Consider the following 17,916-nt stretch of genomic DNA (forward strand, 5'->3'; position numbering starts at 1 on the left):
TGTCACGGATGTGTGGCACAGTCTTTTTTTCTATAATTTTTTATCGTGATTTTCACGGTCCGGTTCGGACAATATTTTCAGGAGAATTAACAATGAATGTAAAAGCTTGTGTGTTTACTGACAGGGGCAAAGTGCGTCGTGTCAATCAGGATGCAGCCATGATCAAGGTTGCCGCAACAAGGAGGCATGGAAGGATCTCTTTTGCCGTGGTATGTGACGGAATGGGAGGCCTCTCAAAGGGAGAAGTGGCCAGCTGTAAGGCCGTAAGAGCACTGGAGAACTGGTTCTGCGAGGAGCTGCCCCTTATGCAGAACATGAATGAGGAGAAGCTGTGGGATACCGCTGAGACTTCCCTAAGAAGGCTCGTTGCCAAGATCAGCGGCGAGATAAGGCGCTACGGTAAGCACAGGGGCATAAACCTTGGGACAACTCTCACGGCTCTTTTGCAGATAGGGCACAGATATCTTGCTTTTAATGTGGGTGATTCAAGGCTCTATGTCATAGACAGGGCATCGGCCAGGGCCATAACCAGAGACCAGAGTGTGATACAGGATAAGCTGGACAGAGGGCTTTTGCGGCCGGAGGATATTTCTTCGGATCCCGAAAGAAACGTTCTTCTTCAGAGCGTTGGAACTGCAGGAGGAGTTGAGCCCCAGGTTACAAGAGGTGAATTTAATGGAGATGTCACGGTGGTTGCCTGCAGTGACGGCTTCTGGAGAACCCTTGATACTTCAGAGCTTCATGATAAGCTGTGTCCCCAGATGTGCGTAACGCCTGAGGATATGCTGGAGGAATGCAGAAAGCTTGCACAGACTGCATGGTCAAGAAAAGAGGAAGATAATATCTCAGTAGCGGCCATGTGCCTAGAGTATTGATGGAGGATAGCAGCATGAGAGAGGGCGTTATGAAAAACGAGAGCCTTTACAGGGACAGATACCGCATTCTGCGAAAGCTTGGAGAGGGCGGCAGCAGCGTGGTTTACATGGGACATGATATGGAAAGCGGCAAGGCGGTTACCGTCAAGGTGCTGAAGGAGGGGATATATACCGGGACGGATATGGTAAAAGCCGTGGAGGAGGAGACGGCTCTTTTGCAAAGACTTGACCACACGGCTATCCCCAAGGTTGTGGCAGTTTATGAGGATGCCTTTGTGCTGGAGCATGTTCACGGGAACTCTCTGGAGAAGGTGTTAAAGGCTAAAGGACGGCTTTCGGAGAAGGAGGCGGTTCGTGTGGGAAGGGAGATACTTTCGATCCTGGCCTATCTCCATGGAAGGAAGACTCCGGTGATCTACAGGGATTTAAAGCCTGCAAATATCATTGTAAAGCCCGACGGACATGTGGCGCTTATAGATTTCGGAGCGGCCAGGGAGTACATCCGTGGAGGCGGTGCTGATACGTTGAATCTGGGAACCTGCGGCTTTGCGGCCCCGGAGCAGTACGGAAGCCTTGGACAGACCGACGTGCGGACCGATATCTACTGCTTTGGGAGAACCATGATGCAGATGTTGCCGGCAAGGAGCACTTCTCCCGAACTTATGAGTATCCTTGAGAAGTGCACAAGGCCTGACAGGGACGACAGATTTGGAAGCTGTAAGGATATAGACAGGGCACTTCTTCGCTACCCGAGGGCGGTTGCCTTAAGGCGGCTGGTGATGGGAGCAAAGGCTGCGGTGATAGCTGCTGTGCTGGCCCTTGGAGTCACAGCTGTGGTAAATCACTATGACACCATAAGAAGCTATGCCGCGGAGGACGCGAAACAGCGTATCCCCGCTGTGAAGGAGAGGCTTGGGAACGCGGGAATCCGTATACGGGCAGTGCTGGTTGAAGAGGAGAAATAAGATGCTTATATTTGTATATACTTTCGTGATCATATTTATTGCCTTGGTGGTGATCCTGGGGCTTGGAAGTTTCCTTAAAGGAGATTCCGCTCCTGAGGTGATCCCTGAGGGAGAGGCTACGGCTGCCATGTGTACAACGAGACTTCTTGGCAGAAACCATGATGACTACAGCGTATTGGACGATGACTTTGTCATCGAGCAGGATATGGTCTATACCTATGACTCTTTTAACCTGTGAAAAACAGCATTTGTACTTCTGATTATACGGATATACAATGTATATACATAAAAGGGTATTTATGATGCAAACTCAGGTAAAGCATGGGGCATACAGGAGGACTATATGAGATTGGATCTGACCAATGGACTGAGAATGATCAGTTTAGTACTTACGACGATAGGGTACTGGAAGATTTTTGAGAAGTGCGGGGTAAAGAAATTCTGGGCTGTTGTTCCCCTGGCAAGAGAGTACCATATCTCCCTTTGTGCGGACAGAGAAGAGGATGGCAGGAAGTATATGTATATTTCCTTCATAGCCTTTGTGTTCGGCACCGTAATGGCCAGTGTACATTTACAGGATCCTTTCATTGTCGTGGTGGCTCTGATCGTGGCCATATCGTTCTCCATTGCAAATATCGTCTATATGGTGCGAATCTATACCGGCCTTGTGAAGAACTTTGGAAGGTCCAGGAAATGGGTGGCACTGATGGTTATCTTTGAACCTGTGGTTATTCTTTATTGGGGATTATCACAAAAGTTCATGCCCATCAAAAAAGTGGAGTCCGACGATATCTCGGGTCAGGCAAAGACTCTCGGCACTGATGTGGCCAATATAAGTGACGGACTTACGGTTAACATAAATGAGCGGTCAGTGATAGATCTTTTCCGAAAGAAAGTTCTTCTTAAGGATATTCACATGAATATCCCCCAGGGTCATATGGTCCTGCTTCTTGGAGGCTCCGGAGCCGGAAAGACAACGTACCTCAATGCCGTAACCGGCTATGAAAAGGCTGATGCGAAGATCACCCTCGGGGATAATGATATTTACAAGGATTATGACAAGATGATGTATGACATCGGCTTTGTTCCCCAGCAGGATCTCATGCGCGGCAATGACACGGTGGCTCTCACATTGTCTGATGCAGCTACTTTGCGCCTTCCCACCAACATTTCATTTGCCGAGAGGAATGAGCGCATAGCCAAGGTCCTTGAGCAGTTCGGCCTCTCCTCCGTAAAGGACAGCCTTGTGGAAAAGCTTTCCGGAGGCCAGAGAAAGAGGCTTTCCATAGCCATGGAATTTATCTCGGATCCCTCACTGTTTATTCTGGATGAGCCGGATTCCGGCCTTGACGGCGTTGTTGCCAGAGCTCTTTTTGAGAAGCTAAGAGCCATCGCCGATGAGGGAAAAATTGTAGTGGTCATCACCCACACTCCCGACAGAGTCATAGATCTTTTTGATGACGTCATAGTTCTTGCCAAGGATGCCGGAAGGACCGGCCGCCTTGCCTATTACGGCCCTGTAAACGAAGCCTATGAATTCTTCGGAAAATCCTCCATGGAGGAGATACTTCTTACCATCAACCAGAAGGAGGAAGGCGGAGAAGGCAGAGCTGACGAGTTCGTGGAGAAATATGCGGACTATATGAGAGAAAGGGTAGGGTGACGGACTATGAGAACAAAACGAATAAGCCGCCAGGGACGTTTGTCACAGACCATTATATATCTTGGAAAACTCTTCAGAATGTTCATATTCCAGAATGACTGGAAGGTGCTTCCCATGTCAGCCATAGTTGCAGGACTTGTGGCTTTCGCTGTGGGCGCCAATATCTATAAGACCATGGAGGGAACCTTAACAGGAACTTTCGCCCTTGCCTGTGTATGCATCTGGAACGGCTTTTTTAACTCTATACAGGTGATCTGCAGGGAAAGAGCCATCGTAAAAAGAGAGCACAGATCAGGCCTCCACATAAGCGCCTATATGGCGGCCCACGTGATCTATCAGGCGGTTCTGTGCGTTTTGCAGGTCATTATAATGATTTTTGTCTGCACCAGTATGGGAGTAGTAATGCCGCAAAAGAGCCTGGTGACTTCATGGCCAATCCTGGATATAGGGATAACTCTGTTCTTTATTACTTTTGCTGCAGACATGCTGGCCCTTTTGGTATCGGCTTTTGCCAGGACCACTACAGCGGCCATGACGATAATGCCTTTCCTGCTTATCGTACAGCTTATTTTTTCAGGTGGATTTTTCAATCTGCCGGAGGCTGCCATGCCTCTTACGAATCTGACTGCCACTAAGTGGGGACTTACTGCACTTTGTGCTCAGGGAGACTATAACTCCCTTCCCATGGTTAGCGTGTGGAACAGTGCCGTGAAGATGAAAGATATAGATGTAGAAGGTGAAAAACCGGTCCTGCATGTACTGCAGTATATAGAGGATAATGACTTAAGAGATGAAGTCCTCATGCAAACTGCAGAGCAGAACCGGAATCCCGACTATGATTTCAATATAGATATTGTGTCACGTTGCTGGCAATGGCTCATTTTCTGGGCTGCTGCCTATATACTTATAGCAACAGTCCTTCTGGAGCGTATTGATAAAGACAAGAGGTAGATGTCTTTACTTAGTCTTATTCTTGTTATTGTTTCTTCTGATAACTTCTTCTGTAGAAATGCCAAGGACTGCAAGAAGAGCGATGAGCCAACCTACGAGACCCTTTCTTCCGTCAGGAATCTGACCGGCAAGAGGGGTCTCTTCGTCTGTGATGTCCTGAGTGGTGAAAGCAGCAGTGGTCTTGCTCTCTGATGCTTTGAGTTCCTGATCCTGATCACCTGCAACTGCAGCAGTGATGTCTTTTGTCTCCTGAGTATCTGTTGTATCGCTTTCGGTAGCAGCAGCGCTCTTCTTAACTGAAGAAGCTTTAGTAGATCTCTTTGCACCAAGAACGGCAGCATCTGCATTTGCTGCAGCTGTGGTTGTTGTGGTAACGGTTCTTACTACAGCAGGAGCTGCGGGAGTGCTGTCATTGCTCTCCTGTGATGAAGAATCTGAAGGTCTTACTGAAGGCTTGGGAGTGAGTCTGTCAACGATCGCATCCCTTGACTTCTGTGCCTTGTCAAGCTGACCTTTGATCTCGTCAAGAATCTGCTTCTTGCCTGTAAGATCCTCATTGGCCTCATCCAGCTGTCTCTTAAGCTGATCAAGGATAAGGGTGTCGGGTGAAATGATCTTTCCGTCAATGGTGTGCTTTCTGTCAAGGTCCTTGATGGCCTCTTCAATCTCATTTACCTTGTTCTGAGCATCTGTAACAGCGGTCTGTGCCTCTTTAACGGCTACAGTAAGATCCTTGCAGGCATCAACGGCCTTTGCGTATTCTGCTCTTGCAGCTTTCTTGTCGGCAGCAGCTTCCTTTTTGGCAGTCTGGTAATCATGTCTTGCTGCTGTCTCAGCCTTATCGGCTTCGCGCTTTTCTCTGGCAGCATCTTCCTTAGCCTTTGCAGCGGCCTCCTTTTTGGCTGTGATGTCGGAGAGCTCGCTCTTAGCAGTATCAAGGTCAGCCTTAAGCTTTGCTGTGTTTCCTTCCTTCTTGTCAATCTTATCCTGAATCTTTGCCACCTGTGCAGCCTTGTTCTTTTCAAGACCTGCATAGTATGAGTAGGTATCCTCTGCCTCCTGATAAGCAGCACCCTTAACCTCTAAATCATAGAGAGCACGTGCATAGGCATCCTTCTTGGTGTAGTAGTTATCATAAGCTGTATTGATGTCTGAAATAAGCTGGGTAGACTTGCTGATCTCATCATCAAGAGTGCTTATATATTCCTGAGTCTCTTCTTTATAGTCATTAAGCTTTGCAAGGCCCTCATTGATAGCTTTGATATCATCCCGGGTCTTATTTATTGCATAATTGATATTACGGATCTTCTGCTCAGCTACACCGATCTCTTCGTTAGCTGCCCAGTACTCGTCTTCAAGCTTTTTCAGATCTGCGCGGCTTGCACCGGATCTCTTTGCCTCTGCCCACTTCTGGCCGGCAATAGCTCTCTTCATTACGGCTTCATCCTTCTCGTTCTGAGCTGTATTAAGATCCTCATTATATCCGGAAATCTTGTCATTTGCAGTCTGAACAGATTCCTCGCCGGTTGTGATCAGGGACTCAATGTACTCAAGGTTGTTGCTGTAGTAGGCTTTCTCATCTTCGCAGTCGCTGATGTAGCCTGCGATAGCCTTTCTTGAATAACCGCTGTACTTTATAGCCTCGTTCATGGCGTCGATGAACTCGTTACAGCTGGTCTCCACAGTGTCGTTGGCTGTATTGTATTCCTCTGATGCTGTATTCAGATCAGCCTCAGCTTCCTGGAACTTTGCGTTGATCTTATCGTACTCAGCCTGGCGCTTTGCGAGTTCCTCCTCGAGCTTGGCTGTGTCGCCTTCGCTCTTCTCGATAGCTTTCTCCAGGTTCTCAACTTTTCTCTTGGCTACTTCTGCCTGATCCTTGAGCTTGTCATAAGCCTTCTGTGCCTTGTCGGCAGCAGCTTCCTTCTTCTCAAGCTCCTTGGAAGCCTCATCGTAAGCGGCCTTTGCTGCCTCAACCTTATCGTCTGCAGCCTTTTCTGCATTCTCAAGCTGTGTTTTGGCATCTTCACTGGCCTTGGTTGCCTGTGTCTCAAGATTTGAAAGAGTCATCTGTGCAAGCTTGAGGTTCTCCTCAGCCTCGGCAAGATCTGCATCAGCTGTGGCAGCAGCCTTCTCGTAGTCAGCCTGTGCCTTCTCTACGGCAGCTTTGGCTTCCTCGTACTCAGCGTTGATCTCCTCGGACTTTGCAAGTGCATCCTCATAGATCTTTCCGGCCTCTGTAGCAATCTCTTTTGCCTTCTCAAGGTTTGCGTTGGCATCAGCGATCGTACCTGAGTTATCCACAGCCTCTTTTGCCTTAGACATCTCTGTTGACTTCTCCTCAAGCTGTTTCTGGGTTTCATCATTGAGATTCTGTGCATCTGATGCTGCGTTTAATGCATCAACGATTCCCTCTTCAATGTCGTTATTTATCTCTTCAAGCTTCTGAACATCCCCTTCGAGCTTGTCATCACCGGCTGCGATGGCATCGTTTGCGGTGTTAAGCTCGGATCTTTCGCCGTCGATCTTTTTGTTGTCAGTCTCAATCCCCTCATCAAGAACCGCATCAACAGCTTCATTTACATCCTCAACTTTTTCATTCACTTCCTCTGTTGCTTCCTGATACTCTGTAACAACATCCTGCGCATCCTTGGAATTCTCTTCGGAAGGAATCTCTTCGGCAGGAATATCAGTTTTTGAATTCTCATCTCCTTCGGCGGCAAAAGCGGTAACAGGTGTTGCAGCCATTGCAGCACTAAGACCGATTGCCATTGCGCGTACCAGGTTTTTGTTTACGATTTTCTTTTTCATCTCTTAAGTCTCCCTTGAAATTTTTTTCCTCTTGTGAACAACACAAGTGGCATCTTACTACTTGAAAATCATAAAATCCATAGAAAATCACAAAGTTTAGAAGGTTTAATATCGCATTAATCGGCTGTTTATTTTCTGTTTAGATTTTTAATTTCATGTTTAAAATCGCCGAGTGAAATAATGTTGTAATTCTAAAGAACTTATAAACTGGGGCACAAAAGCGAACAAATGTTCAGAAAAATGTAGACTGAAAAGAGCATACGGGGTATACTGAAAATGTATACGCTTTTATACAGATAATGTCGCAGGAGAGTGATCAATGACAGGGGAAGATCAGCGCTTTTATTATATGGAACATCCTGCCAAGGCGGCGGGAAGACAGCTTCGCAAGACAGAGAGAGTTTACCTTTGCTCCTGCCCGGAGGATATAGAGGCTGCCAAAGAGATTTCCGGGACGATACAGCAGATGTATCAGGCGGATATTTGGATTTCCAAGGGAGCCGAGAGCTCTTTTGACCGGGGGTACCTTGAGGCTGTCCTTGGCGGAAGCTTTACCATGGTGGCCCTGATTGTCAGCGGCAGATTATTGGGCGGCTCTGATGCACCCTTTAAGGATGTTCTTAAAGCGGCGGTGGATCTTGGTATCAGGATCCTTCCCATTGCCATAGAGCCCGGAGTATCTGCGCGTTTTTCGGAAGTTTATGGCCACATGCAGGTTCTTGACTACTGCGGTAGCGAGGCCAAGGCAAGGCTGAAGCACTATATAGACGGCTATGTGGATCTCTACACAGTGATAGATGATGAGGGGCCGGCGATTCCCGAGCTGTTTTCCTTCCATATTTTCATGAGCTACAGGAAGAAGAATCTGGTGCAGCTGACGGAGCTTATGAAGAAGATCCGCAGGTGGCCGGAACATCTTGACACATCAATCTGGTACGACGATGCGCTGGTGGAGGGAGAGAACTACGACGACCAGATCCTGGAACAGCTTAAGGGCAGCGATGTGATACTTCTTGTTATGACGCCGGATGTTCTTGAGGAGGGCAACTATGTCCTAAGGTGCGAACTCCCCGACGCTCGCAGATTCGGGAAAAGAGTCATCACTTTCGTGACAGAGGAGACTGACCCGGAGGCTCTCGGGAAACACAGTGATTTCACGGGAGAAGTGGTGTATGACCTTGATGCGCTGCGCCTTATTCTAAAAGAAGAACACGATAAGGCAGCAGGAGCGGAGAATAACCTTACGGATGAAGCCGCGTACAAACTGGGACTTTGCTATTTGGCAGGAAACGGAACGGCAAGAGACCCTATGATGGGTGAGATAGCTCTGGATGTTGCGGCAAGGAGCGGACACCCCTACGCAAGCGCAAGGCTCGGTCAGATCCTCTTTGAGAAAGGTGACCCGGAGCGGGGCGCAGCTTATATGGAAAATGCGCTGGATCTTTTGTGCCGGATAAGGCAGGAGAGAGGCGGCCTTAGCGGCAACGAGATGAGCACTATGGGCACGGCCGATAAGCTCATGAGAATTCTGCTTCACTATTATATAGGGAACATCATGTACCTTGAGGCCTGGAACATGCTCCACAAGGTTGAGACTGTTATGATGGCTCCGCCGAACCTTCAGTACGGAATGGTGTACACCGCTGCGGGGGCTTTTGAGTTTGCAAGGAGAACCTTTGCAAATATAGAAGAAGATATTCAGAATCAGGAGCTCTTTTCCCCGGGGATTAAGAGTCTTTCCGACAAGTGCGAGTTCTATGCCAATTACGGCGAGACTATAGTATGCATGCTCATAAACGGGCAGCTTGATGTATCCAAGGCATTCACCCTTGGAAGATATCTTCTGGAAACCGCCATGGACGCTGTTGTGGAAATGGCGAAGGCCGCTGCCGGTACCATGGACCTTGATATCGTGTACAGGGTGGATTACTACTACTTTTGCATGATCGGAATTGCTGCTGATTCAGGCGACAGAGAGCTTGTAGCCGGCATGTTTGACAGGGAGGAGGAGTTCCTTGATGCCTTCGGGATCAGGGAGGCGGCAAGATCAGGCAGGGGCAATCCTCCTCACTTCTTCCCGGTGGATCTAAGATACGATTCTCTTGAAGAGCTGAAGAGGAAAGTTGATGCAAGGACCTGCTGGTCCGAGCTGTTTGTAACTCCCGCTGAACCTGCAGAGATCTTTCCGCTGCAGGAGAATATAGAAGGAGTGTTTGGAGATATAGATGGTAATGCGGTGATATCCTCCTATCAGTGCCCCTTCTGCAGGCTGAGAATGTACAAGATGGTATTTTCGGAGGGTAACGATCCTGATCTCTATCTTGGAAGAGACAGGAAATATATTTTGAATCCCGCCAGGGTTTTCCTGTGCCCGGGAGGACATATGTATGCGGTGAGTAAAGGACACAGACTTACGGATTATCCTGTGTTCATGGCAAGTCCCGTGGTTGATAAGGACAGCCGGCTTGGACGCGGACTTTTTGACATGTGGTGGAAGTACTTTGATTCCATAGCGGATATAAATGCCCGCAGGAAGGAATAGGGAAAAGAGTCATAAGGATGATACTTTTAAATGGGGGAGGACAATCGTTGTATGAATGCAGATCAGAAAAAAGATGCGTATTATGAGAGCAGTACAGTCATTTTTCCGCTTCAGATAAATAAAAAGGGTGAAGACCTGTGGAATAATATGGAGGAACTGAATGACGGAATAAAAGAAGCATTATCATCATTTACAATGGACCGGGAGTTTACCTGGAAAAGAATTGTAGATGATAATGATAAAGCACTTAAGAATTCGAATCACCATGCAATTGCCAGGTCCAATGCGTTTGAAAATAAATTAAATTTAGAATCCTATGACGAGGCTTTTACACCGGAAGTGGTTGATGCGTTATATAGCAGTAATAATACAGTTTTGCATTATATAGCGCAGTGTGGAGAAACAACTGCTATAGACAGAAATGTATTGGGTATAGCAAAAGTTGGTAACAGGCTGAGAATATTGCCCTGTTCCGGAAAGGAAGAAATTTTATTCGAAGTAAGGAAGATTCGTCTGGCTGCTACCATTTTTGGCACCTGTTTGATGATACTGGAACTGCATCAAAATAACAGTGAGAAGAATATAGATATAAATGAAGATTATTGGGATATAGGGGCTATATGCGAATCACTGGGTGTTATTAAATCAAATAAAAAAATGCGCGTGCTGTATCCGACAAAATGTCATTCCTATATGGCTGGTTTAGTATGGAGAAACGACATTACTACGCCCCTGATGGAATTCGGGAGAACAAGCATACGAAAAACAGTGCCGCTCTGCAGCCGGGAAATGATGAATAAAGATATTGAACGTTTTTTTGGAAAAACATTCGAGTGCTTTTGGATAGGAATTCTTCAAAAGACAGTGGCAATGTACATTTCTTCATGGGCGGGTTCAAAGAAGGTATCAAACCGTGAATTTAACAGCGTATATGAGGCTTATGTAACATTTGACAATCAGGTTAATTTCCTGGAGGTTTCATTCAATGCTGAAATTCAGCAGGAATACGAGGCCATAAAGGGCAATATGAGTATTGAAGATACTGTTGAGAAACTGATAAGACAGATAGATGCTCTTCATTCAATTAATTTAAATAAGCAGGATGAAAAGAGAAATATTATTTTGGCATTTATTACAGTGCTGAGTTTGGTCACAGGATGCATGCAAGTTACGGAATCCTTTGGACCCACTCCCAATATTGCAGCCAATATCATTGCGGGCGCCGCTTCATTGATCATAGGATTAGTGCTCTTTTTCTGTTTTGTGAAATAGAAGAATATGAACAGAAAGGATATAAATTATGGATAAGAATTATTTGTATAAAAAAGCAGGGGAATTCGATTCGGATAATAATAAAACAGAAGAACTGGCCACATTTTTAAGGATGTATATTAGCGAATTCGCACAGAAGAAATTACCTGTGATTGCCTTAAAACAAAGTATAGAGGGACTGAGCGATTATTTTATCAAAATTGAACTGATGCGTAGGGAAAATGAAATCCAGATTATTAAGGATTTTGTTTTAATAGAGAAATTCTATTGGTCCATAGATTTGATTCATGAAAAAGTCCCCGGTATAGATATAGCGCAGCTTGATAGTTATGTTAAGATCCTTGATTGCATGGAAAGTAATCAATTGCTTGAGCGTATTGTCAGATACACAAAGTATGAAAGATATCGCATTTCTTCGGAAATGGATTTGATGAAATACGAGCATTTCTCTGTTCCTAAATACAAGAAAACTGAAGTTGAAGAAGTAAAAACCATTGAGGACATCGTGATGGTGACAATGGCCAAACTTTCCTGTGCCTATTGGAATATAATAGAAACCCCCGAAAGAAAAGAGGATATAAAAAGGACCACTTTCGAATATGCAGATTTAGTGAATGATCTGCTTCACGAAAGATATAAAGGCAGTGATTTGAATGAATACCTTGTTGGTGTTGATAGTGCTGTGCAGAACAGGAAGTATGCTGAAATATCTGCTGTGATATATTCGCCTGAGAGTATCTTTGTGATCATGAATAATTACCGTATGGCGAAGGAAGATGATAAGGATACTGCCAGAACTTTATTGCTGAAAATCTCATATCTGCAAAGTGAATTTATATTTGGAAAGAAAAGCCGTTCCAATCTGAGTGATACAATTGACGAAGATGATTATTGCGAGGGTATTTGTCAAACCCTGGATAATTATATAGATAGTCTGGGTTCTGAAAGAACGGTAATTCCTGCAATTCCTTTTTATAATCTTAGTTACTTTGCAAGCAGGGTTGGAAAGGATGACAGAGACGAAGCGAGGCTTATTGTCGGCATAGACCATATCAATGATGTTGCATTGTACGGCAAAAGTGATGCTGGCTTTGATCTGTTCGTTGATGAAGTGCTGGCTTCTGTTGCAGAAAACCGTCTAAATGAAGGGAAGTCAATTAATTCGGAATATGACACAGATGTATATGCGGCTGTTCAACAGATTCTTGGCTGGAGTTATCCGGATGGTGTTGCACAGTTCATGAATGAATATAGAAACAACGAAGACTCAAGATATGAGGAAATAAGTTGTACGGTGAAATACTATCTTCTGGGAATCTATCTAAGAACACTCTATATGCTTGCAGATTCCATAGAAGGACATGATGGAGCGTACCCGTTTAGAGTATATAGAGATAGAATCCAAAGTTTAATATTTAATAATCGATCCTACGGTAAAGCAAGCAGCATCTTCTCTCGGTACAGCTTTGAAAATATGAATATGGTAGAAGAAAAAGCCTATTCTAATCTTAAGAATGAAATGCTGATGACTTTAGATGCAGCGTTGGAGAATATTGAATCATATGATGAAGTGATCAATCTGGATTTCAAGAGTAGTTTTACTGAATATTTCCTGTGGCTTGGAAGCGATGATTATTTTTTGAACATGGTAGAAACGGTGTATCAAAAAATAAGAAAAAGTATTGAACTGTTTGTCAGACCTGAGCCTCGATATAGGGATTTATTTAATGATCTGATCAAGCAATATGATGACCAAATGAAAAAGGTTGAGATAAAGGTCAATACCTACATGAGAGATGATTCACTGCAGGTTTTGGAGAAAGTCAAAAAATCCATATCCGGTATTGCAACCGGCGAATTCCTGTATCAGCGATATATTGTCAGGGATGATATTCCTCAGATGGATTACAGTTGTATAGCGTTAGAGTATTACACGGCATTGGAACTGCTTGTAAATACTATCTTTTATGCCCCCTATCGCCAGATGGTATTAAAACCAAAATGCGATTCGATCAGTGGGGACAATTTAGATGATGAATTAAGGGGCTATATCGGTAGCTCTAAAGCAGCGTATATTACCGGACGGGGAAAAGAACCAAAAGAGAGCCTGGAACTTGGTACGATTTCAAATCTGTATATTAATCTGTTAAGGAAAAATGGCAGTGTTGATCCTAAAGCTGCTGAACTGGCGTATTATTTAGACGCTTTGGGGCTGGATAAAGTCCTGGTGCGCGAAATATTTAAGGAAATAAACAAGATAAAAGATCTGCGAAATGAGGCTGCACATGGTGGCGAAATACTGCCATATGAAAAAGCAAAAAAGGCTCAAGACGTAGTGTATATCCATTCTCCGAATCCTGATCCGACAATTGATATTGATGCTAAATCTCTGGCAGCAGCATGTCATAATATGGTAGGAAAAATATACAATCTGTTTTAAGAGAAAGAGTTTTTGTAACGTAGTAATCTAGCTTTTAGGGAGTTTTATATCTATGGATTTCAAACTTCACTCAGAATACAAACCTACAGGCGATCAGCCCAAGGCAATACAGGACCTCGTGGAGGGCTTCAAAGCGGGAAACCAGTTTGAGACTCTGCTGGGTGTTACCGGCTCAGGTAAGACCTTTACCATGGCCAATGTAATTCAGGCCCTCAATAAGCCCACCCTGATCATCAGCCACAACAAAACTCTGGCAGGTCAGCTCTACGGAGAGATGAAGGAGTTCTTTCCTGAAAACGCCGTGGAATACTTTGTGTCATATTACGATTACTATCAGCCAGAGGCCTATGTACCCCAGACTGATACCTACATCGCCAAGGATTCGTCCATAAACGATGAGATAGATAAACTCCGGCTTTCAGCCACAGCCTCTTTGGCGGAGCGCAATGATGTCATTGTTGTGGCTTCGGTTTCCTGCATCTACGGTCTGGGCAGCCCGGACGAATTCAAGGGAATGTCCATATCCCTTCGTCCCGGCATGGAGAAGGACAGGGATCAGCTGATAAAAGAGCTGGTGGCTATCCAGTACGACAGAAACGATATGGAGCTTGGCAGATGTAACTTCAGGGTTCGTGGAGACACTGTGGAGGTATTCCCTGCCAACGCAGATGACTACCTCATAAGGGTGGAATTCTTCGGAGATGAGATAGACAGGATAACCCAGATAGAGCCTGTTACAGCCAAGGTTAAATCTGAGCTTACCCATGTAATGATATACCCGGCCTCCCACTATGTTGTTCCACAGGAGAAGATAAATCTTGCCTGCGACAATATAGAAAAAGAGCTGGAGGAGCAGATCAAGTTCTTCAAGGGAGAGGACAGGCTTATAGAGGCCCAGAGGATATCCGAGCGTACCAACTTTGATGTTGAGATGATGAGAGAGACCGGCTTCTGCTCAGGAATTGAGAATTACTCAAGACACCTGAACTTTTCAAAGCCCGGTGAGCCGCCGCTGACTCTTTTGGACTTCTTTGACAGGGATTTCCTTATTATAGTAGACGAGTCCCATATGACCATCCCTCAGATAGGCGCCATGTACCACGGCGACAGGAACAGAAAGCTGACCCTTGTTGACTACGGGTTCAGACTGCCTTCCGCCCTGGACAACAGGCCCCTTAACTTTGAGGAGTTTGAGAATCACATAGATCAGATGCTGTTCTGTTCCGCAACTCCCGGCAAGTACGAGGAGGAGCATGAACTTTTAAGAACAGAGCAGGTTATAAGGCCGACAGGCCTTTTGGATCCGGAAGTGGACGTAAGGCCGGTTGAGGGACAGATCGATGACCTCATTGCTGAGATCCGCAAGGAAGTGGACAAGAAGAACAAGGTTCTTGTCACCACCCTTACCAAGAGGATGGCAGAGGATCTGACCCAGTATCTGGCTGAGTCCGGCATCAGAGTCAAGTACCTTCACTCGGATATTGATACTCTGGAGAGGTCAGAGATCATCAGGGATATGAGACTAGATGTGTTTGACGTGCTGGTTGGTATCAACCTTCTAAGAGAGGGTCTGGACATTCCCGAGATCTCTCTGGTGGCCATTATCGATGCGGACAAGGAGGGCTTCCTTCGTTCCGAGACATCCCTTATCCAGACCATCGGAAGAGCCGCACGAAATGCTGAAGGCCGTGTTATAATGTATGCCGACAATATGACGGATTCCATGAAAAAAGCCATCGATGAGACCAAACGTCGTCGCAGCATTCAGGAGAAGTACAACGAGGAGCACGGCATAACTCCTCAGACCATCAAGAAGGCTGTAAGAGATCTTATTGCGGTGACCAAGGCCATCGCCAAGGAAGAAGTCAAGTTTGAGAAGGATCCTGAGGTCCATGAGTGCAGAAGAACTTGAGAAACTCATCGGCCAGGTTCAGAAGAAGATGAAAAGAGCTGCTGCGGAGCTGGATTTCGAGAATGCCGCCATGCTTCGTGACCAGTTGATAGACCTTAAGAAGATATACAATGATTTGACCTCCGGTAAATAAAAATGGCGGGATGGGTGATATTTCTTTTGCCCCAAAGGAGAATGAGAATGGCTGATAACAGCAGAATGACCAAGAAGAACACCACCACAAAGAGGATACTTCCTTCTGATATACATGACTATATCAGGGGTGCGAGGTGCCAACGAACACAACCTCAAGAATGTTAAGGTGAAGATTCCCAGGGAGACACTTACCGTATTTACCGGTCTGTCCGGCTCCGGCAAATCTTCCCTTGCTTTCGATACCATTTTTTGCAGAGGGACAGAGAAGGTATATGGAATCTCTTTCCTCCTATGCAAGAATGTTCCTGGGACAGATGGACAAGCCCAATGTGGAGGCCCATTGAGGGACTTTCCCCAACGATCTCCATAGATCAGAAGTTCACCAACAAAAACCCCAGGTCCACAGTGGGAACCGTGGACGGAGATCTATGACCACTTCAGGCTTCTTTATGCCAGGATCGGTATTCCTCATTGCCCCAACTGCGGGCAGGGAGATCAGAAGACAGACCGTTGACGAGATGTGCGATCAGATCATGGCTCTTGGCGACGGCACCAAGCTGCAGATTCTTGCGCCTGTTGTCCGCGGCAAAAAGGGTGAGCATCAGAAAACCCTGGACAGAGCTAAGCGCGCAGGCTATGTGAGGGCCAGGATTGACGGAAGCCAGTACGAGATCACCGAAGAGGAGATCAAGCTGGACAAGAACATCAAGCACAGCATCGAGATCATCGTAGACAGAATCGTAGTTTCGCGACGACAACGAGAACCTCAGGAGAAGACTTACGGATTCCATAGAGAATGCCCTTCAGCTGGCTGATGGCCTGCTCCTTGTTGACGTTGTCGATGGAAAAGAGCTGAGTTTTTCCCAGAACTTCGCCTGCCCCGATTGCGGAATAAGTATCCCTGAGATCGAGCCAGAAGCTTCTCCTTCAATAACCCCTTCGGAGCCTGCCCGGATTGTCTGGGTCTTGGCTACAAGATTGGAGTTTGGACGATGAGCTTATGATCCCTGACAGGAGCCTTTCCATAAATGACGGTTGTATCGTGGTTATGGGCTGGCAGTCAGCCAACAAGGACTCGAGCTTCAGTAATGCTGTTTTAAGAGCCCTTGCTAAAGAGTATAAATTCAGCCTGGATACACCCTTTGAGGAACTGCCTCAGAAGGTACAGGATGTTCTTATCCACGGCGCTGACAGAACAGTAAATGTGCATTATAAGGGACAGCGCGGTGAGGGTGACTACCCCATCAAATTTGACGGTCTTATCAAGAACGTTGAGCAGCGCTACCGTGAGACCTTCTCGGAGACAGCCAAGGCCGAGTATGAGGAGTACATGAGGATCACTCCCTGTGCTCTTTGCGGCGGACAGAGGCTTAAGAAGGAATCACTGGCTGTTACCGTAGACAATAAGAATATATATGAGATCACCTCAATGTCCATAGATGAGCTCCAGACCTATCTGGAGAACTTAAAGCTCACTGAGCAGCAGGAGCTTATCGGTGCTCAGGTCCTTAAGGAGATCCGTGCAAGGGTGGGATTCCTTGTGGATGTGGGGACTGGATTATCTGTCTCTTTCCCGTGCCACCGGAACTCTGTCGGGCGGCGAGGCTCAGCGAATCAGGCTTGCAACCCAGATCGGTTCAGGCCTTTGCGGAGTGTGCTATATCCTTGATGAGCCCAGTATCGGCCTGCATCAGAGGGACAACGACAAGCTTCTCAATACACTGAAGAACTTAAGAGACCTCGGTAATACTCTTATCGTGGTTGAGCACGACGAGGATACCATGAGGGCTGCGGACTATATCGTTGATGTCGGCCCCGGCGCCGGATCCCACGGCGGCAAGATCGTGGCCTGCGGAACCGCAGAAGACATCATGAAGGTAAAAGAGTCTGTGACAGGGCAGTACCTTTCCGGCAAGCTCAAGATACCGGTACCTGCCACAAGAAGGCAGCCCAAGGGATGGCTTAAGATCCTGGGAGCTCAGGAAAACAACCTCAAGAATATAGATATTGATGTGCCTATCGGAGTTATGACCATTGTCACAGGTGTGTCCGGCTCCGGAAAGAGCTCTTTTGTCAACGAGATACTTTACAAGCATCTGGCAAGAGATCTCAACAGGGCAAGATGCATCCCCGGCAAGCACAAGGGAATTGAGGGACTTGACCAGGTGGATAAGGTAATCGCCATTGACCAGTCACCGATTGGAAGAACACCCCGTTCAAACCCTGCGACTTACACCGGTGTGTTTGACATGATAAGAGACCTGTTTGCGGGAACCCCCGATGCCAAGGCCAGAGGCTACAAGAAAGGGCAGATTCTCCCTTTAACGTTAAGGGCGGACGCTGTGAAGCC

At 46.3% G+C, this 17,916-nt stretch carries 9 protein-coding genes and 2 pseudogenes; 10 read left to right on the plus strand and 1 reads right to left on the minus strand.

The window, feature by feature from the left end:
* Positions 1 to 92: 92 nt before the first annotated feature.
* The 5 genes from T456_RS0112400 (at position 93) to T456_RS0112420 (ending at position 4,454) form a co-directional block, all read left to right on the plus strand.
* Positions 93 to 875 (plus strand): PP2C family protein-serine/threonine phosphatase, encoded by a 783-nt coding sequence (locus T456_RS0112400; protein ID WP_024866414.1) that lies wholly within the window; start codon positions 93 to 95, stop codon positions 873 to 875.
* Positions 876 to 889: 14 nt separating this feature from the next.
* The gene (locus T456_RS20060; RefSeq protein WP_024866415.1) at positions 890 to 1,840 is read left to right on the plus strand and encodes a serine/threonine protein kinase; all 951 of its coding nucleotides are present in this window, start codon (positions 890 to 892) and stop codon (positions 1,838 to 1,840) included.
* A 1-nt stretch (position 1,841) separates the two neighbouring features.
* A complete protein-coding gene (locus tag T456_RS0112410) occupies positions 1,842 to 2,078 on the plus strand; it encodes a hypothetical protein (protein ID WP_024866416.1) in 237 nt (78 codons plus the stop codon).
* A gap of 105 nt (positions 2,079 to 2,183) precedes the next feature.
* Positions 2,184 to 3,503 carry an ABC transporter ATP-binding protein gene (locus tag T456_RS0112415; protein ID WP_024866417.1) on the plus strand — a complete coding sequence of 440 codons (1,320 nt, stop codon included), beginning with the start codon at positions 2,184 to 2,186 and terminating at the stop codon, positions 3,501 to 3,503.
* Positions 3,504 to 3,509: 6 nt separating this feature from the next.
* The gene (locus T456_RS0112420; protein WP_024866418.1) at positions 3,510 to 4,454 is read left to right on the plus strand and encodes an ABC transporter permease; all 945 of its coding nucleotides are present in this window, start codon (positions 3,510 to 3,512) and stop codon (positions 4,452 to 4,454) included.
* A 6-nt stretch (positions 4,455 to 4,460) separates the two neighbouring features.
* Here the strand turns inward: T456_RS0112420 and T456_RS0112425 are convergent, their stop codons facing one another.
* A complete protein-coding gene (locus tag T456_RS0112425) occupies positions 4,461 to 7,265 on the minus strand; it encodes a hypothetical protein (protein WP_024866419.1) in 2,805 nt (934 codons plus the stop codon).
* A 319-nt stretch (positions 7,266 to 7,584) separates the two neighbouring features.
* On the opposite strand from T456_RS0112425, the gene T456_RS0112430 reads away from it, so the two are divergent.
* The 5 genes and pseudogenes from T456_RS0112430 to uvrA all read left to right on the plus strand — a co-directional run.
* The gene (locus tag T456_RS0112430) at positions 7,585 to 9,807 is read left to right on the plus strand and encodes a toll/interleukin-1 receptor domain-containing protein (protein ID WP_024866420.1); all 2,223 of its coding nucleotides are present in this window, start codon (positions 7,585 to 7,587) and stop codon (positions 9,805 to 9,807) included.
* A gap of 51 nt (positions 9,808 to 9,858) precedes the next feature.
* On the plus strand, positions 9,859 to 11,079 hold the full coding sequence (locus T456_RS0112435) for a hypothetical protein (RefSeq protein ID WP_024866421.1): 1,221 nt from the start codon (positions 9,859 to 9,861) through the stop codon (positions 11,077 to 11,079).
* Between the two features lie 28 nt (positions 11,080 to 11,107).
* On the plus strand, positions 11,108 to 13,519 hold the full coding sequence (locus tag T456_RS0112440; protein ID WP_024866422.1) for a hypothetical protein: 2,412 nt from the start codon (positions 11,108 to 11,110) through the stop codon (positions 13,517 to 13,519).
* 52 nt (positions 13,520 to 13,571) lie between these two features.
* Positions 13,572 to 15,564 (plus strand): annotated as a pseudogene (gene uvrB, locus T456_RS20065) (excinuclease ABC subunit UvrB).
* Between the two features lie 114 nt (positions 15,565 to 15,678).
* A pseudogene (gene uvrA / locus T456_RS24140) lies at positions 15,679 to 17,916 on the plus strand (excinuclease ABC subunit UvrA); the annotation flags it as partial.

This window comes from Butyrivibrio sp. FCS014 (genome assembly GCF_000526935.1).
GTDB lineage: Bacteria > Bacillota > Clostridia > Lachnospirales > Lachnospiraceae > Butyrivibrio.

Excerpts from the sequence above, each read along its gene's own strand:
- T456_RS0112400 (WP_024866414.1), top strand. The coding sequence starts at position 93 with ATGAATGTAAAAGCTTGTGTGTTTACTGACAGGGGCAAAGTGCGTCGT.
- T456_RS20060 (WP_024866415.1), top strand. The coding sequence starts at position 890 with ATGAGAGAGGGCGTTATGAAAAACGAGAGCCTTTACAGGGACAGATAC.
- T456_RS0112410 (WP_024866416.1), top strand. The coding sequence starts at position 1,842 with ATGCTTATATTTGTATATACTTTCGTGATCATATTTATTGCCTTGGTG.
- T456_RS0112415 (WP_024866417.1), top strand. The coding sequence starts at position 2,184 with ATGAGATTGGATCTGACCAATGGACTGAGAATGATCAGTTTAGTACTT.
- T456_RS0112420 (WP_024866418.1), top strand. The coding sequence starts at position 3,510 with ATGAGAACAAAACGAATAAGCCGCCAGGGACGTTTGTCACAGACCATT.
- T456_RS0112425 (WP_024866419.1), bottom strand. The coding sequence starts at position 7,265 with ATGAAAAAGAAAATCGTAAACAAAAACCTGGTACGCGCAATGGCAATC.
- T456_RS0112430 (WP_024866420.1), top strand. The coding sequence starts at position 7,585 with ATGACAGGGGAAGATCAGCGCTTTTATTATATGGAACATCCTGCCAAG.
- T456_RS0112435 (WP_024866421.1), top strand. The coding sequence starts at position 9,859 with ATGAATGCAGATCAGAAAAAAGATGCGTATTATGAGAGCAGTACAGTC.
- T456_RS0112440 (WP_024866422.1), top strand. The coding sequence starts at position 11,108 with ATGGATAAGAATTATTTGTATAAAAAAGCAGGGGAATTCGATTCGGAT.